This is a genomic window from Vibrio sp. RW, assembly GCF_027587105.1.
GTDB classification, from domain to species: domain Bacteria; phylum Pseudomonadota; class Gammaproteobacteria; order Enterobacterales; family Vibrionaceae; genus Vibrio; species Vibrio toranzoniae.
Genome location: NZ_JAPPTM010000004.1, coordinates 153,325 through 171,037 on the forward strand (window position 1 = coordinate 153,325; position 17,713 = coordinate 171,037).

At 44.9% G+C, this 17,713-nt stretch carries 32 protein-coding genes; 30 read left to right on the forward strand and 2 right to left on the reverse strand.

Annotated elements, in window-relative coordinates; translation table 11 throughout:
- Positions 1-70 precede the first annotated feature (70 nt).
- From tuf to rplQ, 29 genes are all read left to right on the forward strand, one after another.
- Positions 71-1,255, forward strand: a complete 1,185-nt coding sequence (gene tuf, locus OCT63_RS05070) for an elongation factor Tu (RefSeq protein ID WP_060468717.1) — start codon at positions 71-73, stop codon at positions 1,253-1,255.
- A 480-nt stretch (positions 1,256-1,735) separates the two neighbouring features.
- Complete coding sequence (rpsJ, locus tag OCT63_RS05075; protein WP_004736761.1) at positions 1,736-2,047, forward strand: 30S ribosomal protein S10; 312 nt, start codon at positions 1,736-1,738, stop codon at positions 2,045-2,047.
- A 14-nt stretch (positions 2,048-2,061) separates the two neighbouring features.
- Complete coding sequence (rplC, locus tag OCT63_RS05080; protein ID WP_017054816.1) at positions 2,062-2,691, forward strand: 50S ribosomal protein L3; 630 nt, start codon at positions 2,062-2,064, stop codon at positions 2,689-2,691.
- Positions 2,692-2,707: 16 nt separating this feature from the next.
- Positions 2,708-3,310, forward strand: coding sequence for a 50S ribosomal protein L4 (rplD, locus tag OCT63_RS05085; protein ID WP_017054815.1), 603 nt, complete (start codon positions 2,708-2,710; stop codon positions 3,308-3,310).
- Positions 3,307-3,609, forward strand: coding sequence for a 50S ribosomal protein L23 (gene rplW / locus OCT63_RS05090; protein ID WP_004736765.1), 303 nt, complete (start codon positions 3,307-3,309; stop codon positions 3,607-3,609). The genes rplD and rplW overlap by 4 nt, the downstream gene beginning before the upstream one ends.
- A gap of 14 nt (positions 3,610-3,623) precedes the next feature.
- The gene (gene rplB / locus OCT63_RS05095) at positions 3,624-4,448 is read left to right on the forward strand and encodes a 50S ribosomal protein L2 (protein ID WP_017054814.1); all 825 of its coding nucleotides are present in this window, start codon (positions 3,624-3,626) and stop codon (positions 4,446-4,448) included.
- 19 nt (positions 4,449-4,467) lie between these two features.
- Positions 4,468-4,746, forward strand: a complete 279-nt coding sequence (gene rpsS, locus OCT63_RS05100) for a 30S ribosomal protein S19 (protein ID WP_004736729.1) — start codon at positions 4,468-4,470, stop codon at positions 4,744-4,746.
- 10 nt (positions 4,747-4,756) lie between these two features.
- Positions 4,757-5,089 (forward strand): 50S ribosomal protein L22, encoded by a 333-nt coding sequence (gene rplV / locus OCT63_RS05105; protein WP_004736732.1) that lies wholly within the window; start codon positions 4,757-4,759, stop codon positions 5,087-5,089.
- A gap of 18 nt (positions 5,090-5,107) precedes the next feature.
- Positions 5,108-5,806, forward strand: a complete 699-nt coding sequence (gene rpsC, locus OCT63_RS05110; RefSeq protein ID WP_017054813.1) for a 30S ribosomal protein S3 — start codon at positions 5,108-5,110, stop codon at positions 5,804-5,806.
- Between the two features lie 11 nt (positions 5,807-5,817).
- On the forward strand, positions 5,818-6,228 hold the full coding sequence (gene rplP, locus OCT63_RS05115) for a 50S ribosomal protein L16 (RefSeq protein ID WP_004736736.1): 411 nt from the start codon (positions 5,818-5,820) through the stop codon (positions 6,226-6,228).
- A complete protein-coding gene (rpmC, locus tag OCT63_RS05120) occupies positions 6,228-6,419 on the forward strand; it encodes a 50S ribosomal protein L29 (protein WP_004736737.1) in 192 nt (63 codons plus the stop codon). Before rplP ends, rpmC begins: the two co-directional genes overlap by 1 nt.
- The gene (rpsQ, locus tag OCT63_RS05125) at positions 6,419-6,673 is read left to right on the forward strand and encodes a 30S ribosomal protein S17 (RefSeq protein ID WP_008224753.1); all 255 of its coding nucleotides are present in this window, start codon (positions 6,419-6,421) and stop codon (positions 6,671-6,673) included. Before rpmC ends, rpsQ begins: the two co-directional genes overlap by 1 nt.
- A gap of 162 nt (positions 6,674-6,835) precedes the next feature.
- Positions 6,836-7,207: a 50S ribosomal protein L14 gene (gene rplN / locus OCT63_RS05130; RefSeq protein ID WP_004736740.1), complete on the forward strand. Its 372-nt coding sequence runs from the start codon at positions 6,836-6,838 to the stop codon at positions 7,205-7,207.
- An 11-nt stretch (positions 7,208-7,218) separates the two neighbouring features.
- On the forward strand, positions 7,219-7,536 hold the full coding sequence (rplX, locus tag OCT63_RS05135; RefSeq protein WP_004736742.1) for a 50S ribosomal protein L24: 318 nt from the start codon (positions 7,219-7,221) through the stop codon (positions 7,534-7,536).
- A 24-nt stretch (positions 7,537-7,560) separates the two neighbouring features.
- A complete protein-coding gene (gene rplE, locus OCT63_RS05140) occupies positions 7,561-8,100 on the forward strand; it encodes a 50S ribosomal protein L5 (protein WP_004736744.1) in 540 nt (179 codons plus the stop codon).
- Between the two features lie 16 nt (positions 8,101-8,116).
- Complete coding sequence (gene rpsN, locus OCT63_RS05145) at positions 8,117-8,422, forward strand: 30S ribosomal protein S14 (protein ID WP_004736747.1); 306 nt, start codon at positions 8,117-8,119, stop codon at positions 8,420-8,422.
- 29 nt (positions 8,423-8,451) lie between these two features.
- Positions 8,452-8,844, forward strand: a complete 393-nt coding sequence (gene rpsH / locus OCT63_RS05150) for a 30S ribosomal protein S8 (protein WP_004738788.1) — start codon at positions 8,452-8,454, stop codon at positions 8,842-8,844.
- Between the two features lie 10 nt (positions 8,845-8,854).
- Positions 8,855-9,388, forward strand: coding sequence for a 50S ribosomal protein L6 (rplF, locus tag OCT63_RS05155; RefSeq protein ID WP_017054812.1), 534 nt, complete (start codon positions 8,855-8,857; stop codon positions 9,386-9,388).
- 9 nt (positions 9,389-9,397) lie between these two features.
- Positions 9,398-9,751, forward strand: a complete 354-nt coding sequence (gene rplR, locus OCT63_RS05160) for a 50S ribosomal protein L18 (protein ID WP_017054811.1) — start codon at positions 9,398-9,400, stop codon at positions 9,749-9,751.
- A 14-nt stretch (positions 9,752-9,765) separates the two neighbouring features.
- Entirely contained in the window at positions 9,766-10,266 is a 501-nt protein-coding gene (rpsE, locus tag OCT63_RS05165) for a 30S ribosomal protein S5 (protein ID WP_004738783.1), read from the forward strand.
- A gap of 7 nt (positions 10,267-10,273) precedes the next feature.
- Positions 10,274-10,450: a 50S ribosomal protein L30 gene (rpmD, locus tag OCT63_RS05170; protein WP_004736756.1), complete on the forward strand. Its 177-nt coding sequence runs from the start codon at positions 10,274-10,276 to the stop codon at positions 10,448-10,450.
- A gap of 5 nt (positions 10,451-10,455) precedes the next feature.
- Complete coding sequence (rplO, locus tag OCT63_RS05175) at positions 10,456-10,890, forward strand: 50S ribosomal protein L15 (RefSeq protein WP_060468715.1); 435 nt, start codon at positions 10,456-10,458, stop codon at positions 10,888-10,890.
- 20 nt (positions 10,891-10,910) lie between these two features.
- Positions 10,911-12,245 carry a preprotein translocase subunit SecY gene (secY, locus tag OCT63_RS05180; protein ID WP_017054810.1) on the forward strand — a complete coding sequence of 445 codons (1,335 nt, stop codon included), beginning with the start codon at positions 10,911-10,913 and terminating at the stop codon, positions 12,243-12,245.
- Positions 12,246-12,286: 41 nt separating this feature from the next.
- On the forward strand, positions 12,287-12,400 hold the full coding sequence (rpmJ, locus tag OCT63_RS05185; RefSeq protein ID WP_000868186.1) for a 50S ribosomal protein L36: 114 nt from the start codon (positions 12,287-12,289) through the stop codon (positions 12,398-12,400).
- A 149-nt stretch (positions 12,401-12,549) separates the two neighbouring features.
- Positions 12,550-12,906 carry a 30S ribosomal protein S13 gene (gene rpsM, locus OCT63_RS05190; protein ID WP_004738779.1) on the forward strand — a complete coding sequence of 119 codons (357 nt, stop codon included), beginning with the start codon at positions 12,550-12,552 and terminating at the stop codon, positions 12,904-12,906.
- Positions 12,907-12,925: 19 nt separating this feature from the next.
- Positions 12,926-13,315 carry a 30S ribosomal protein S11 gene (gene rpsK, locus OCT63_RS05195; RefSeq protein ID WP_004738778.1) on the forward strand — a complete coding sequence of 130 codons (390 nt, stop codon included), beginning with the start codon at positions 12,926-12,928 and terminating at the stop codon, positions 13,313-13,315.
- A gap of 31 nt (positions 13,316-13,346) precedes the next feature.
- Positions 13,347-13,967: a 30S ribosomal protein S4 gene (gene rpsD, locus OCT63_RS05200; protein WP_004738777.1), complete on the forward strand. Its 621-nt coding sequence runs from the start codon at positions 13,347-13,349 to the stop codon at positions 13,965-13,967.
- Between the two features lie 22 nt (positions 13,968-13,989).
- Complete coding sequence (locus OCT63_RS05205; RefSeq protein WP_004729813.1) at positions 13,990-14,982, forward strand: DNA-directed RNA polymerase subunit alpha; 993 nt, start codon at positions 13,990-13,992, stop codon at positions 14,980-14,982.
- 24 nt (positions 14,983-15,006) lie between these two features.
- Positions 15,007-15,387: a 50S ribosomal protein L17 gene (rplQ, locus tag OCT63_RS05210; protein ID WP_017054809.1), complete on the forward strand. Its 381-nt coding sequence runs from the start codon at positions 15,007-15,009 to the stop codon at positions 15,385-15,387.
- A 239-nt stretch (positions 15,388-15,626) separates the two neighbouring features.
- Here rplQ and OCT63_RS05215 read toward each other — a convergent pair whose 3' ends face one another.
- Together OCT63_RS05215 and OCT63_RS05220 are read right to left on the reverse strand one after the other, a co-directional pair.
- On the reverse strand, positions 15,627-16,124 hold the full coding sequence (locus OCT63_RS05215; RefSeq protein WP_060468714.1) for a DUF2780 domain-containing protein: 498 nt from the start codon (positions 16,122-16,124) through the stop codon (positions 15,627-15,629).
- A gap of 134 nt (positions 16,125-16,258) precedes the next feature.
- Positions 16,259-16,879, reverse strand: a complete 621-nt coding sequence (locus OCT63_RS05220) for an FKBP-type peptidyl-prolyl cis-trans isomerase (RefSeq protein ID WP_060468713.1) — start codon at positions 16,877-16,879, stop codon at positions 16,259-16,261.
- 214 nt (positions 16,880-17,093) lie between these two features.
- Between OCT63_RS05220 and OCT63_RS05225 the strand changes: the two genes are divergently transcribed.
- Positions 17,094-17,672: a LysM-like peptidoglycan-binding domain-containing protein gene (locus OCT63_RS05225; protein WP_077680930.1), complete on the forward strand. Its 579-nt coding sequence runs from the start codon at positions 17,094-17,096 to the stop codon at positions 17,670-17,672.
- Positions 17,673-17,713 lie beyond the last annotated feature (41 nt).

The following is a 17,713-nucleotide window of genomic DNA, read 5'->3' on the forward strand; positions in this document are numbered from 1 at the left end:
AAATAGCAATTTCTGGCGCGTCTCGCTCAATAATGAACGTGGCGAATCATAACTAGGAAGGAACACGATTGTGTCTAAAGAAAAATTTGAACGTACGAAACCGCACGTAAACGTTGGTACTATCGGCCACGTTGACCACGGTAAAACAACTCTAACTGCTGCTATCTGTACTACACTTTCAAAAGTGTACGGTGGTGTTGCTAAAGATTTCGCATCTATCGATAACGCTCCAGAAGAGCGTGAGCGCGGTATCACAATCGCTACTTCTCACGTTGAGTACGACACTCCATCACGTCACTACGCACACGTAGACTGTCCAGGACACGCGGATTATGTTAAAAACATGATCACTGGTGCTGCACAAATGGACGGCGGCATCCTAGTTGTTGCTGCGACTGACGGCCCTATGCCTCAAACTCGTGAGCACATCCTACTTGGCCGTCAAGTTGGTATCCCTTACATCATCGTATTCATGAACAAATGTGACATGGTTGATGACGAAGAGCTACTTGAGCTAGTTGAGATGGAAGTTCGTGAACTTCTTTCTGAGTACGACTTCCCAGGTGATGACCTACCAGTTATCCAAGGTTCTGCACTTGGCGCACTAAACGGCGAGAAGCAGTGGGAAGACAAGATCGTTGAGCTTGCAGAAGCACTAGATTCTTACATCCCTGAGCCAGAGCGTGCAGTAGACCAACCGTTCCTACTACCAATTGAAGACGTATTCTCAATTCAAGGTCGTGGTACAGTTGTAACTGGTCGTATCGAGCGCGGTATCCTACGTGTAGGTGACGAAGTAGAAATCGTTGGTATCAAAGAGACAACTCTTACTACTTGTACTGGTGTTGAAATGTTCCGTAAACTGCTTGACGAAGGTCGTGCAGGTGAGAACGTTGGTGCACTTCTACGTGGTACTAAGCGTGATGACGTTGAACGTGGTCAAGTACTTTCTGCGAAAGGTTCTATCAACCCACACACTAAGTTTGAGTCTGAAGTATACGTACTTTCTAAAGACGAAGGCGGCCGTCACACTCCTTTCTTCAAGGGTTACCGTCCACAGTTCTACTTCCGTACAACTGACGTAACAGGCGACATCACTCTACCAGAAGGCGTAGAAATGGTAATGCCAGGTGACAACGTTCAAATGACTGTTGAGCTAATCGCTCCAATCGCAATGGACGAAGGTCTACGTTTCGCAATCCGCGAAGGTGGCCGTACAGTTGGTGCTGGTGTTGTAGCTAAAATCTTCGCTTAATTGCGAATTGATTTTGCACACTCTTCATTAGAAGAACTGCATTAAAAAAAGGGAAGTTTCGGCTTCCCTTTTATTTTTCTAACCTCTTACGTTTCTACAATTCCCCAAGTATTCCTCCGTTCTTTATTATTCGACTTTCGTCATTCAGCTACCGTCGATTACCTTGATCAAATATATTCCGATTATTTTTCCAACGACACTTGCATACCAAAATGTGATCTGTATAATGCAACGCACTGGCTAACGTCGGTTGTGAACCAATGAGCACTGAGGAGTAGGTCTTACCTAGTAATGTATACTCAGCTTATGTTCGCGGTTAATAAAAATAGTAAACTTTTTTGTTTGCTTCAAAAGTTAACTGACAATGCGTCCTAATTTTGGATGCTACGGTTTCACATAAATCAATCGGCATTCTCTCGTTCTTTCGGGTTTGAGTGGCGATATTGTTTGTGTAATTTTTAATAATTGGAGCTCTGTCTCATGCAGAACCAACGTATTCGTATCCGCCTTAAAGCGTTTGATTACAAGCTAATCGATGCTTCAACTGCGGAAATCGTTGAAACAGCAAAACGTACTGGCGCACAGGTTCGTGGTCCTATTCCACTTCCTACTCGTAAAGAGCGTTTCACTGTTCTTACCTCTCCACACGTCAACAAAGATGCACGTGACCAGTACGAAATCCGTACTCACAAGCGTTTGATCGACATCGTTGAGCCAACAGATAAAACTGTTGATGCTCTAATGCGTCTTGATCTTGCAGCTGGCGTTGATGTTCAAATCAGCCTAGGTTAAGGGAGATAAGAATAATGATTGGTCTAGTCGGACGTAAAGTGGGTATGACCCGCGTATTTACTGAAGAAGGCGTTTCTATCCCAGTAACAGTTGTTGAGGTTGAAGCGAACCGTATTTCTCAAGTTAAAACTCTTGAGACAGACGGCTACGCAGCAATCCAAGTAACTGCTGGTGCTAAGAAAGCTAACCGTGTAACTAAACCTGAAGCTGGTCACTTCGCGAAAGCGGGTGTAGAAGCAGGTCGCGGTCTTTGGGAATTCCGTTTAGAAAACGGCGAAGAGTTTGAAGTTGGCGCTGAGCTAAACGTAGAACTTTTCAACGAAATTAAGAAAGTAGACGTTACTGGTACATCTAAAGGTAAAGGCTTCCAAGGCGCTGTTAAGCGTTGGAACTTCTCTACTCAAGATATGACTCACGGTAACTCTTTGTCTCACCGCGCACCGGGTTCAATTGGCCAATGTCAAACTCCAGGTCGCGTGTTTAAAGGCAAGAAAATGGCAGGTCACATGGGTGCTGAGCGTGTAACGACTCAAAACCTAGAGATCGTACGTGTTGACGCTGAGCGCAATCTACTCCTTATTAAAGGTGCAGTACCGGGCTCAACAGGCGGAAACGTGATCGTAAAACCTGCTGTTAAAGCATAACGTCTAGGAGTAAGTAATGGAATTGATGGTTAAAGGTGCTGATGCACTAACTGTTTCCGAGACTACTTTCGGACGTGACTTCAACGAAGCTCTTGTACACCAAGTAGTTGTTGCATATGCAGCAGGTGCTCGTCAAGGTACTCGTGCTCAAAAGACTCGTTCTGAAGTATCTGGCGGTGGCGCTAAGCCATGGCGTCAAAAAGGTACTGGCCGCGCACGTGCTGGTACAATTCGTAGCCCAATCTGGCGTACAGGTGGTGTTACTTTTGCTGCGAAACAACAAGATCACAGCCAAAAAGTAAACAAAAAAATGTACCGTGGTGCTATGAAGAGCATTCTTTCTGAGTTAGTTCGTCAAGAGCGTTTAATCGTTGTTGATAACTTCTCTGTAGAAGCACCAAAAACAAAAGAACTTGTAGCTAAGCTTAAAGAGCTTGAGCTAAGCGACGTTCTGATTGTGACTGGCGAAGTAGATGAAAATCTATTCTTAGCTGCTCGTAACCTATACAAAGTTGATGCACGTGATGTTGCTGGTGTAGACCCAGTATCACTTATCGCTTTCGACAAGGTTCTAATGACTGCTGACGCAGTTAAGCAAGTTGAGGAGATGCTAGCATGATCACTGAAGAGCGTATCTTAAAAGTTCTACGTGCTCCGCACATCTCTGAAAAAGCAACTATGGCAGCTGAGAAAGCGAACACTATCGTTTTCAAAGTAGCTAAAGATGCAACTAAGAAAGAGATCAAAGCAGCTGTAGAAAAGCTATTTGAAGTTGAAGTTAAGTCTGTAAATACTCTTGTATTAAAGGGTAAGACCAAACGTCAAGGTATGCGTGAAGGCCGTCGTTCAGACGTGAAAAAAGCCTACGTTACTTTGAAAGAAGGTCAAGATCTTGACTTCGTTGGCGGCGCGGAATAACAGGAGTAGTAAAAATGGCTATTGTTAAATGTAAGCCGACTTCCCCTGGTCGTCGTCACGTCGTTAAAGTTGTTAACGCTGACCTACACAAGGGTAAGCCATACGCACCACTTCTAGAGAAAAACTCTAAGAACGGTGGTCGTAACAACAACGGTCGTATCACAGTACGTCACATCGGCGGTGGTCATAAGCACCACTACCGTGTAGTTGACTTCAAACGTACTAAAGATGGCATCCCAGCGAAAGTTGAGCGTCTAGAATACGATCCAAACCGTAGTGCTAACATCGCTCTAGTTCTGTACGCAGACGGTGAGCGTCGTTACATCATTGCACCTAAAGGTGTTAACGCAGGTGACCAGATTCAATCTGGTGTAGATGCAGCAATCAAAGCAGGTAACACTCTGCCGATGCGCAACATCCCAGTAGGTTCTACTGTACACTGTGTTGAACTTAAGCCTGGTAAAGGTGCTCAGCTAGCTCGTTCGGCTGGTGCTTATGCTCAAATCATCGCTCGCGATGGTGCATACGTAACTATTCGTCTACGTTCTGGTGAAATGCGCAAAGTTCTTTCTGAAGGTCGTGCAACGATCGGTGAAGTTGGTAACTCTGAGCATATGCTACGTGAACTTGGTAAAGCTGGTGCTTCACGCTGGCGCGGCGTACGTCCAACCGTACGTGGTGTAGTAATGAACCCGGTGGATCACCCACATGGTGGTGGTGAAGGCCGCACATCTGGTGGTCGTCACCCAGTATCTCCTTGGGGCGTTCCTACTAAGGGCTTCAAGACTCGTAAGAACAAGCGCACTGACAAGTACATCGTACGTCGTCGCACTAAATAATCTATAAAGAGGAATCGCCATGCCACGTTCTCTCAAGAAAGGTCCTTTTATTGACCTACACTTGCTGAAGAAGGTAGAGAAAGCGGTGGAAAGCGGAGACAAAAAGCCTATTAAGACTTGGTCCCGTCGCTCAATGATCATCCCAACAATGATTGGTTTGACCATCGCTGTCCATAATGGTCGTCAGCACGTTCCAGTTTTCGTTACCGAAGAAATGATCGGTCACAAACTGGGCGAATTTGCACCAACTCGTACTTATCGCGGTCATGCTGCAGATAAGAAAGCTAAGAAGAAATAAGGAGTAGATGATGGAAGCTTTAGCTAAACATAACTTTGCTCGTATTTCTCCACAGAAAGCTCGCTTAGTTGCAGACCAAATTCGCGGTAAGTCGGTAGACCAAGCTCTAGAAATTCTAACTTTCAGCAACAAAAAAGCTGCTGTATTGGTTAAGAAAGTTCTTGAGTCAGCTATCGCTAACGCGGAACATAACGAAGGTGCAGATATCGACGATCTAAATGTCGCTAAAATCTTCGTAGATGAGGGCCCTATCATGAAGCGCATTATGCCTCGTGCTAAAGGTCGTGCGGATCGTATCTTGAAGCGTTCAAGCCACATCACTATTGTTGTAGCAGATCGCTAAAGACTAGGAGAGTAAGCAATGGGTCAGAAAGTACATCCTAATGGTATTCGTCTTGGCATCGTTAAGCCTTGGAATGCTACATGGTTTGCTAATACCAACGAATTCGCTGACAACCTAGACGGCGACTTCAAGGTACGTCAGTTCCTTACAAAGGAACTACAAAAAGCATCATTATCTCGTATCGTTATCGAGCGTCCAGCTAAGAGCATCCGTGTGACTATTCACACAGCTCGTCCTGGCGTTGTTATCGGTAAGAAAGGTGAAGACGTAGAGAAGCTACGCACAGCTGTAGCTAAAATCGCAGGTGTACCAGCGCAAATTAACATCGCTGAAGTACGTAAGCCTGAGCTAGATGGTCAGCTTGTAGCTGATAGCATCGCGTCTCAACTAGAGCGTCGTGTTATGTTCCGTCGTGCAATGAAGCGTGCGGTACAAAATGCTATGCGTCTAGGCGCTAAAGGCATCAAAGTACAAGTAGGCGGCCGTCTTGGCGGTGCTGAAATCGCACGTTCTGAGTGGTACCGTGAAGGCCGTGTGCCTCTACACACTCTACGTGCAGACATTGATTACGCAACTTCTTCGGCTCACACTCAATACGGTGTGATCGGCATTAAAGTTTGGATCTTCAAAGGTGAGATTCTAGGCGGTATGCCAGCTGCTAACGCAGTAGAGCCAAAAGGCGATAAGCCTAAGAAGCAGCGTAAAGGCCGTAAGTAAGGAGTCGAACGATGCTACAACCAAAACGTACTAAGTTCCGCAAGGTTATGACTGGTCGTAACCGTGGTCTAGCGAAAGGTACTGAAGTAAGCTTCGGCGAATTCGGTCTTAAAGCTGTTGGCCGTGGTCGTCTAACTGCACGTCAAATCGAAGCGGCACGTCGTGCTATGACACGTCACATTAAGCGTCAAGGTCAAATCTGGATCCGTGTATTCCCAGACAAGCCGATTACTGAAAAGCCTCTTGAAGTTCGTCAAGGTAAAGGTAAAGGTTCAGTTGCGTACTGGGTTGCTCAAATCCAACCTGGCAAAGTTATGTACGAGATGAATGGCGTACCTGAAGAGTTGGCACGTGAAGCGTTCCGCCTAGCGGCACGCAAACTGCCTGTTAAAACTACTTTTGTAACTAAGCAGGTGATGTGATGAAAGCACAAGATCTACGCGAAAAGAACGTTGAAGAGCTTAACGCTGAGCTATTGAATTTGCTACGTGAACAGTTCAACTTGCGCATGCAAGCTGCAACTGGTCAGCTACAGCAAACTCATACTCTAAAAGCTGTACGCCGTGACATCGCACGTGTGAAAACTGTTTTGACTGAAAAGGCAGGCGCATAATGAGCGAAACTAACCGCATCCAGCAAGGTCGTGTTGTAAGTGACAAGATGGACAAGTCTATCGTTGTTGCTATCGAACGTACTGTAAAACATCCAATTTACGGTAAATACGTTAAGCGCACGACTAAAGTACACGCACACGACGAAGACAACACTTGTGGCCTAGGCGACAAAGTTGAAATCGTTGAGTGTCGTCCTCTGTCTAAGACTAAGTCTTGGACATTGGTTAAAGTTCTAGAAAAAGCGAAGATTTAATCTTTGTAATTCTATAACTTATAAGCGGCTCCAAATTATTTTTTGGAGCCGCTTGTTTTTTGTCTACCCAATTTAAAAAAAGGGTGGTACAATTCGCGTCCCTTTTAAAGAGGCAGCCCGACCCGAGAGGGTCTAGTTTTAATATTTAGCGGAGCACTAACAATGATCCAGATGCAAAGTACACTTGACGCAGCAGATAACTCTGGCGCGCGCAAGGTAATGTGTATTAAGGTTCTGGGTGGCTCTCACCGCCGTTATGCACATATCGGTGACGTCATCAAAGTTACAGTGAAGGAAGCAATTCCTCGCGGTAAAGTAAAGAAAGGTGATGTTCTGAAGGCGGTAGTAGTGCGCACCCGTAAAGGCGTTCGTCGCCCAGACGGTTCTGTCATTCGCTTCGACAGTAATGCTTGTGTATTGTTAAATGACACTACTGAGCAACCAGTCGGCACACGTATCTTTGGTCCTGTGACTCGTGAACTTCGTAACGCGAAATTCATGAAGATTGTATCACTTGCACCTGAAGTTCTGTAAGGAGCGGCAACATGGCAGCTAAAATCCGTCGTAATGACGAAGTAATCATTCTTGCTGGTAAAGATAAAGGCAAGAAAGGTAAAGTAACTAAGGTTCTGACAACTGGTAAAGTTGTTGTTGAAGGCATCAATCTTGTTAAAAAACACCAAAAGCCGGTTCCGGCTCTAGGTCAACAAGGTGGCATCGTTGAACAAGAAGCAGCTATTGATGCTTCTAACGTTGCAGTCTTTAACGCGGCTACTGGTAAAGCAGACCGTATCGGTTTCCGTATCGAAGATGGCAAGAAAGTTCGTTTCTTCAAATCTAACGGCGAAACTGTTTCTAACTAATTAGAAGTAATTTGGAGTTCTACTATGGCGAAACTGCATGATTACTACAAGTCGTCTGTAGTCGCTGAGCTTACCAAAGAGTTCAGCTACACAAGCGTCATGCAAGTCCCTAGGATTGAGAAAATCACCCTAAACATGGGCGTTGGTGAAGCAATCAACGATAAGAAACTGCTAGAAAACGCAGCATCTGATATGGCAACGATCTCTGGTCAGAAGCCACTTATCACGAAAGCGCGTAAATCTGTAGCTGGTTTCAAAATTCGTGAAGGCTACCCAATTGGTTGTAAAGTAACCTTGCGTGGTGAGCGCATGTGGGAATTTTTAGAGCGTTTAATCTCTATCGCACTTCCACGTGTACGTGATTTCCGTGGTGTTAGCGCTAAGTCTTTTGACGGACGCGGTAACTACAGCATGGGCGTTCGCGAGCAAATCATCTTTCCGGAAATCGACTACGATAAAGTCGATCGCGTCCGCGGTCTTGATATTACTATCACGACATCTGCGGGATCCGATGAGGAAGGCCGAGCTCTGCTGGCTGCCTTTAACTTCCCATTCCGTAAGTAAGGGTAGGGTTACTGTTATGGCTAAACAATCAATGAAAGCACGTGAAGCTAAACGTGCAAAACTAGTAGTTAAGTTCGCTGAAAAGCGTTCTGCGCTAAAAGTTATCATTAGCGATGTAAACGCATCTGAAGAAGATCGTTGGAATGCGGTTCTTAAACTGCAATCTCTTCCACGTGATTCAAGTGCATCACGTCAGCGCAACCGTTGCAACCAAACTGGTCGTCCACACGGTTACCTACGTAAATTCGGTCTAAGCCGCATTAAGGTTCGTGAAGCTTGCATGAAAGGCGAGATTCCGGGTCTTCGTAAGGCTAGCTGGTAATTGCCACTTAATCATTTGGAGTAAATCTTATGAGCATGCAAGATCCGATTTCGGATATGCTGACCCGAGTTCGTAACGGTCAGGCAGCAAATAAAGTTGCTGTAAAAATGCCTTCTTCAAAGCTTAAAGTTGCAATTGCTGCATTACTTAAAGCTGAAGGTTACATCGTAGACTTCGCTGTTGAAGGCGAAGCAAAACCTGAGCTAGAAGTTACTCTAAAGTACTTCCAAGCTAAACCTGTAATCGAGCAAATCAAGCGTGTATCACGTCCTGGTCTAAGAGTTTATAAAAATAAAGACTCTTTACCTACAGTGATGGGTGGTCTTGGTATTGCAGTTGTTTCTACTTCCAAGGGTCTGATGTCTGACCGTGCTGCTCGTAAAGCAGGTCTTGGCGGTGAAATCATCTGTTACGTAGCTTAAGGAGTAGATTATGTCTCGTGTTGCTAAAGCACCTGTCGCTATTCCAGCTGGCGTAGAGGTGAAACTAAACGGCCAAGAAGTTACTGTAAAAGGTAGCAAAGGTGAGCTTACTCGCGTTCTTAACAACGCCGTAGTTATTGCACAGGAAGAAAACAACCTAACTTTCGGTCCGAAAGAAGGTGTTGCTAACGCATGGGCACAAGCTGGTACAGCTCGCGCTCTAGTTAACAACATGGTTGTGGGTGTTACTGAGGGCTTCACTAAGAAGCTTACTCTTAAGGGTGTTGGTTACCGTGCTGCTATGAAAGGCAACTCTGTAGCTCTAACTCTTGGTTTTTCTCACCCAGTAGAGCACGCTCTACCTGAAGGTATTAAAGCTGAGTGCCCTAGCCAAACTGAGATCATTGTAACTGGTTGTGATAAACAGCTAGTTGGTCAAGTTGCGGCTGACATTCGTTCTTATCGTGAGCCTGAGCCTTATAAAGGTAAAGGTGTACGTTACGCAGATGAAAATGTGCGTACTAAAGAAGCTAAGAAGAAGTAAGGTATCACTATGGATAAGAAAGCATCTCGCATCCGTCGTGCTACACGTGCACGTCGTAAGATTGCAGAACTTGGTGCAACTCGCCTGGTAGTACACCGTACTCCTCGCCATGTTTACGCACAAGTTATCTCGGCAAACGGCTCTGAGGTTATCGCAGCTGCTTCTACTGTAGAAAAAGCGATCCGTGAGCAAGTTAAGAACACTGGTAACATTGATGCAGCTAAAACAGTTGGTAAAACTGTTGCTGAGCGCGCTCTTGAAAAAGGCGTAGCTTCAGTTGCATTCGATCGTTCTGGTTTCCAATACCACGGTCGAGTAGCGGCGCTAGCAGAATCTGCTCGCGAAGCTGGTCTGAAATTCTAAGGTAGGGTTGGAAGATGGCTAAAGAACAACAACAAGCTAATGATTTGCAAGAAAAATTGATTGCTGTTAACCGTGTATCTAAGACGGTTAAAGGTGGTCGAATCATGAGCTTCACTGCACTAACAGTAGTTGGTGACGGTAATGGTCGTGTAGGTTTCGGTTACGGCAAAGCTCGTGAAGTACCTGCTGCGATTCAAAAAGCAATGGAAAAGGCGCGTCGTAACATGGTTACTGTTGCGCTTAACGAAGGCACTCTTCACCACCCGGTGAAAGGTCGTCATTCGGGCTCTAAAGTTTACATGCAGCCAGCTGCTGAAGGTACAGGTGTTATTGCCGGTGGTGCAATGCGTGCTGTACTTGAAGTTGCGGGCGTACATAACGTACTTTCTAAAGCATACGGTTCTACGAACCCTATCAATATCGTTCGTGCAACGATTGGTGCTTTAGTAGACGTTAAGTCACCAGAAATGGTTGCTGCTAAACGTGGTCTAACTGTTGAATCTATTTCGGAGTAAGCACACGATGGCAACTATTAAAGTAACTCAAACTAAAAGCTCAATTGGTCGCCTACCTAAGCACAAAGCGTGTCTTAAAGGTCTAGGTCTTCGTCGCATCAACCATACAGTAGAACTTGAAGATACACCGTGCGTACGCGGTATGATCAACAAGGTTTACTACATGGTTAAGATTGAGGAGTAATCAGAATGCGTTTGAATACTCTATCACCGGCTACTGGCTCTAAACCTTCTAAGAAGCGTGTAGGTCGTGGTATCGGTTCTGGCCTTGGTAAAACAGGTGGCCGCGGTCACAAAGGTCAAAAGTCACGTTCTGGCGGCTCTGTTCGTCCAGGTTTTGAAGGCGGTCAAATGCCTCTAAAACAACGTCTACCTAAGTTCGGTTTCACTTCTCGTAAGAGCCTAGTGTCTGCTGAAGTTCGTCTAGCTGAGCTAGCGAAAGTAACAGGTGACGTAGTTGATCTTAACAGCCTTAAAGCTGCTAACGTTATCACTAAGAACATCGAATTTGTTAAGATCGTTCTTTCTGGTGACCTAAGCAAAGCTGTGACTGTTAAAGGTCTACGCGTGACTAAAGGCGCTAAAGCTGCAATCGAAGCTGCAGGCGGTAAAATCGAGGAATAATCTCGAGGAACGAGGTACAGATGGCTAAGAAACCAGGAAAAGATTTTCGTAGTGCTCAGAGCGGCTTAAGTGAACTAAAGTCGCGCTTATTATTCGTAATTGGTGCACTTTTAGTATTCCGAGCCGGCTCTTTTGTGCCGATCCCTGGTATTGACGCAGCTGTACTTGCCGATTTGTTCGATCAGCAAAAAGGTACCATCGTTGAAATGTTTAACATGTTCTCCGGTGGTGCTCTTGAGCGTGCATCTATATTAGCATTGGGTATCATGCCGTACATTTCGGCATCGATCGTAGTCCAATTGCTAACTGTAGTTCATCCAGCGTTAGCGGAACTCAAGAAAGAGGGTGAAGCAGGCCGTCGTAAGATAAGCCAATATACACGCTACGGCACGCTTGTACTTGCAACATTCCAAGCTATTGGTATCGCAACAGGCTTACCAAACATGGTCGATAATCTGGTTGTTATCAACCAAACCATGTTTACGCTTATTGCAACCGTGAGTTTAGTAACTGGTACCATGTTTTTAATGTGGTTAGGTGAACAAATCACTGAGCGAGGAATCGGTAATGGTATTTCCATTCTGATTTTTGCAGGTATTGTTGCTGGGTTGCCTTCTGCAATCGGTCAAACAATCGAGCAAGCGCGTCAAGGTGAATTGCATGTGCTTCTTCTGCTGTTGATTGCTGTTTTGTCTTTTGCTGTTATTTACTTCGTAGTTTTCATGGAACGTGGTCAACGTCGTATTGTCGTTAACTATGCGAAACGTCAACAAGGTCGTAAAGTTTTTGCAGCACAAAGCTCTCATCTGCCTCTTAAAATTAATATGGCAGGTGTTATTCCAGCGATTTTTGCATCGAGTATTATTTTGTTCCCAGGAACATTAGCACAGTGGTTTGGTCAAAATGGTGAAAGCAGCGCGTTCGGTTGGTTAACTGACGTGTCATTAGCTCTTAGCCCAGGTCAGCCTCTGTATGTAATGCTTTATGCAGCAGCTATAATCTTCTTCTGTTTCTTCTATACAGCGTTGGTGTTTAACCCTCGCGAAACAGCTGATAACTTGAAGAAGTCTGGTGCATTCGTACCCGGTATCCGCCCAGGTGAGCAGACAGCGAAATATATCGATAAAGTGATGACTAGACTGACCCTTGCGGGCGCTCTATACATTACTTTTATATGTCTGATTCCTGAGTTCATGATGGTCGCGTGGAACGTTCGTTTCTACTTCGGCGGCACTTCACTATTAATCGTAGTGGTAGTTATCATGGATTTCATGGCACAGGTACAGACTCATCTGATGTCTCAACAGTATGATTCTGTGTTAAAGAAAGCGAATCTAAAAGGTTACGGCCGTTAATTCGGTTATAACAATTTCGATTCCATTTACGGAGTTTAGCAATGAAAGTTCGTGCTTCCGTTAAAAAAATCTGCCGTAACTGTAAAGTTATCAAGCGTAACGGTGTCGTTCGCGTGATTTGCAGTGAGCCAAAGCATAAGCAACGCCAAGGCTAATTAGCAGAAATTTTTACTTGAAATACAAGGTAGAGTCGAGTATATTCCTCGGCCTACCTTTTGCGTGCAAAAGAAGTAGTATGCCGCAGCGTATCCATAACGGGCTTTGCTGCGGATAATTCTTTTATGAACCCCCTTAGGAGTGAATAATGGCCCGTATAGCCGGCATTAACATTCCTGATCATAAGCATTCTGTAATTGCACTTACTGCAATCTACGGTATCGGTAAAACTCGCTCTCAAGCTATTCTAGCTGAAGTGGGTATTGCTGAAGATGCTAAGATCAGTGAACTAACTGAAGAGCAGATCGATCAACTGCGTGATGGTGTAGCTAAGTACACTGTAGAAGGTGATCTACGTCGTGAAGTATCGATGAACATCAAGCGTCTTATGGACCTTGGCTGTTACCGCGGTCTTCGTCATCGTCGCAGTCTACCACTACGTGGACAGCGTACTAAAACCAACGCTCGCACCCGTAAGGGTCCGCGCAAGCCGATCAAGAAATAGTCGGATAAGGTAGAGTACAATGGCAAAACAACCAACTCGCGCGCGTAAGCGCGTACGCAAGCAAGTAGCTGATGGCGTAGCGCACATTCATGCTTCTTTCAACAACACAATCGTAACTATCACTGACCGTCAAGGCAATGCTCTTGCATGGGCTACAGCAGGTGGTTCAGGCTTCCGTGGTTCTCGTAAATCTACTCCGTTCGCAGCACAAGTTGCAGCTGAGCGTTGTGGTGAAATGGCTAAAGAATATGGCCTAAAGAACTTGGAAGTTATGGTTAAGGGTCCAGGTCCAGGTCGCGAATCTACTGTTCGTGCACTGAACGCTGCTGGTTTCCGTATCACTAACATTGTTGATGCGACACCAATCCCTCATAACGGTTGTCGTCCACCTAAGAAACGCCGCGTTTAAGTTTCGTTTCTAGGAATATTGGAGAAAGATCATGGCAAGATATTTGGGTCCTAAGCTGAAGCTTAGCCGTCGCGAAGGTACTGACTTATTTCTTAAGTCTGGTGTCCGTGCGATCGATACCAAGTGTAAAATTGATAACGCACCAGGTGTACACGGCGCTCGTCGCGGTCGTCTATCTGAGTATGGCGTTCAGCTTCGTGAGAAGCAAAAAGTTCGTCGTATCTACGGCGTTCTAGAAAAACAATTCCGCAACTACTACAAAGAAGCTGCACGTCTTAAAGGCAACACGGGTGCAAACCTGCTTCAGCTTCTTGAAGGTCGTCTTGATAACGTAGTTTACCGTATGGGTTTTGGTGCAACTCGCGCTGAATCTCGTCAACTAGTTAGCCACAAGTCTATCCTAGTTAACGGTAAAGTTGTAAACGTTCCTTCTTTCAAAGTAGCGGCAAATGACGTTGTTTCTATTCGCGAGAAAGCTAAACAGCAATCTCGTATTAAAGCTGCTCTAGAAGTTGCTGAACAACGTGAAAAGCCAACTTGGATTGAAGTAGATGCTGGCAAAATGGAAGGTACATTCAAGCGTATGCCTGAGCGTTCTGATCTATCAGCTGACATCAATGAACACTTGATCGTCGAACTTTACTCTAAGTAAGGTTAAAAAAAGAGAGGACACAATGCAGGGTTCTGTAACAGAATTTCTTAAGCCGCGTCTTGTTGACATTGAACAGATCAATACGACACACGCGAAAGTAACTCTTGAGCCATTAGAGCGCGGTTTCGGCCACACTCTAGGTAATGCTCTTCGCCGCATTCTTCTATCTTCTATGCCGGGTTGTGCCGTAACAGAAGTTGAAATTGAAGGTGTGCTACACGAATACAGCACTAAAGAAGGCGTTCAGGAAGATATCCTTGAAATCCTTCTGAACCTTAAAGGTTTGGCTGTACGCGTTGCTGAAGGCAAAGATGAAGTGTTTATTACACTGAACAAATCAGGCTCAGGCCCTGTTGTTGCAGGTGACATCACCCACGATGGTGATGTAGAGATCGCTAACCCTGAGCACGTAATTTGTCACCTAACGGATGACAATGCTGAGATCGCTATGCGAATCAAAGTAGAACGTGGTCGTGGTTACGTTCCAGCTTCAGCTCGTATCCATACTGAAGAAGATGAGCGTCCAATCGGTCGTCTACTTGTTGACGCTACTTACAGCCCGGTCGATAAAATCGCCTACGCTGTAGAAGCGGCACGTGTAGAACAACGTACTGACTTAGACAAGCTTGTTATCGATATGGAAACGAACGGTACTCTAGAACCTGAGGAAGCAATCCGTCGTGCAGCTACTATTTTAGCTGAACAATTGGATGCGTTCGTAGATCTTCGTGATGTACGTGTACCTGAGGAGAAGGAAGAGAAGCCAGAATTCGATCCTATCCTACTACGTCCTGTAGACGATCTTGAACTAACAGTTCGCTCTGCTAACTGTTTGAAAGCAGAAGCGATTCACTACATCGGTGATCTTGTACAGCGCACTGAGGTTGAGCTACTTAAAACGCCAAACCTTGGTAAGAAATCTCTTACAGAGATTAAAGATGTGCTTGCTTCACGTGGTCTTTCTCTAGGCATGCGCCTAGAAAATTGGCCACCAGCGTCAATCGCTGAAGATTAATCGAAAAGTTAGAAGGATTAGGTCATGCGCCATCGTAAAAGTGGTCGTCAACTCAACCGCAACAGCAGTCATCGTAAAGCGATGTTCAGCAACATGGCTAGCTCTCTTGTTCGTCACGAAGTTATTAAGACTACCGTGCCTAAAGCAAAAGAACTACGTCGCGTAATTGAGCCGTTGATTACCCTAGCTAAGACAGACAGTGTTGCTAACCGTCGTCTTGCATTTGCTCGCACTCGTGATAACGAAGTTGTAGCAAAACTATTTAATGAACTAGGCCCGCGCTTTGCGGCTCGCCAAGGTGGTTACACTCGCATTCTTAAATGTGGTTTCCGTACTGGTGATAAAGCTCCAATGGCTTACATTGAGCTTGTAGACCGCCCAGCTGCTGAAGACGCCGCTGAGTAATCTAGACTAGATTATTAATACAAAAAGCCGAGCATTAGCTCGGCTTTTTTGTGTCTGTCGAATCTGACAACAAGACAAGAAATTGCACCACGATGTTTGGCATTTTTTGCTTGTCTTATCTGCGCCATTTTTCAAAAATATCTCATATCTCATATCTCATATCTCAAATATTTTTTCTTCCGCACACAGAAAAGAGCACCAAAGTGCCCTTAAACTATTCTCTAATTTACTGTTTATAGCTACTGCCAAATAGCTGCAAGTGAGTCCATCAATCCACTTGTTGCGCCTTGAGATTGAAGTGTTTGAAGAATGATTGGTGCGAACTTTGCTATCATTGACGAGTCCATACCTAAACCAGAAAAAGCACTTTCTACAGCTGTTTGCGAGTTTAGAACAGATGATAAGCCGCTTGATTCAAGTGAAGACATTCCAGGAATAAGTGATGCGAGTTCTTTATTGTCAGCAGTATCAAGTGAGTTTTGTGCTAGAGCCAGCATTGAACCGATACCGCCAATAGCTTGGTCGTTGGTTACAGAGGCTTGGTCAGCAACGCTATCTGCGAGCGGCGTTGTTTCATTTTGTTGAGCCCACATATTCACAGCTGCCATTAGTGCAGTTTGTGATAGTTGTGAATAGTTGGTATCTGATGATGAACTGGCTTTTTGTTCAGAATCGCTAGTGCTAGCGCAAGAGACAACAGCAAGGCTGCTTAAAATTGTAATGAGTACTTTCTTCATTATTCGTCCTTAAGTAATAAAGTAATTGACTCTTTCACTATAAACGAAAAACGGCGATGTAGTGACATCGCCGTTGGATTATTTTAATTTTATTTCCCTATAGTAGTTTGTTTTACTATAGGTTTTTTCAAAAATTAAAGAATAGCTAGAAGTTCTACTTCAAATACTAGAGCAGCAAATGGTGGGATTGCTGCGCCTGCGCCACGCTCACCGTATGCTAGATCTTGAGGGACGTATAGCTTCCACTTAGAGCCAACAGGCATCATTTGTAGAGCTTGTACCCAACCTTGAATTACGCCAGTTACTGGGAATTCAGCAGGTTGGCCGCGAGATACAGAGCTGTCGAAAACAGTACCGTCAGTTAGTTCACCGTGGTAGTGCACACGAACTTGCTTGTCTGCTGTTGGAATTTCGCCAGTACCTTCAGTGAGTACTTCGTACTGAAGACCAGACTCAAGAACCGTCACTTCTGAACGAAGAGCGTTGTCAGCTAAGAAAGCTTCGCCGTCAGCAGCAGCAGCTTTAGCTAGTTCTTGACGTGCAGCTTCACCACGAGTGTGTAGCTCTTGTAGTGCATTGTTGATTTCGTCAATTTCGATAGCTGGCATGTCACCAACTAGAGCAGTTGCGATACCGGCAGCGATTGCGTCAACGTTTAGGCCTTCAAGGCCAGAACCAGCAAGTTGTTGGCCCATTTGTAGACCGATACCGTAGCTTGCTTTTTGCTCTACAGTTTCAAATTTTACTTCAGACATGAAAAGTCACTCTTTTTGTCAGTACGAAAACAGTAAGAATAACAGTATTAGCATCGTGAAGAAATGGTTAGCCCCTGATCACTTGTGCTTTACTGAGCCCAAAATCACAGCTATGTTAATTTTCCTGCTTTGCTCCTCGTTGTGACGGAAAGATCTATACTGTTGGTACTTTGGTTTTTATACTGTAGTGATTCAACGTATAGGACGCAGTGGTATGAATCGTCGTCAAAAGAAAAAACAGCAAGTTGACCACTTTGCAGAGCTTAAGGATCGACTGCTACAGCTCAAAGTCAAATTGAGCTCACTCGATATAAAAAAAATGAAGGCCACAGTTACGCAAACTTGGCAAGCATTGCCGAAGTTGCACCAAAGGTTATTGATGGTAATAGCGCCAATCGTATTGGTCTTACTTTTCGTGCCGCTCCCAGAGCCTAAAGTAGAGGTAGTTCCATCAACATCGCGTGTCGCACTTGAGATAGACACCGTTGGGTTAAGTAAACAGCAAAATACCAAAAGTACCCCATCAGAATCTAGCAGCTGGCAGGAGTATCTTGTTAAGCAAGGTGACACTTTGGCGCAGGTTTTTCGAAACAATGATTTACCGTTGTCTGATCTTAACGCTTTAGTCCGTATTGAAGGCTCTGATAAGCCTCTTAGCCAGATCCGAAAAGGCCAGCTAGTGCGATTTAAAGTTGCAGAAACGGGTCAACTGGATATTCTTCAGCTAGAGAAAGGCGACACTTCGGTGATGTTTTTCCGACTGTCTGATGGTGGCTTTGGTCGAAGCAAGTAAATCAGACGAAGTTGACAGCTACCTATTCTTTGATAGAAAAG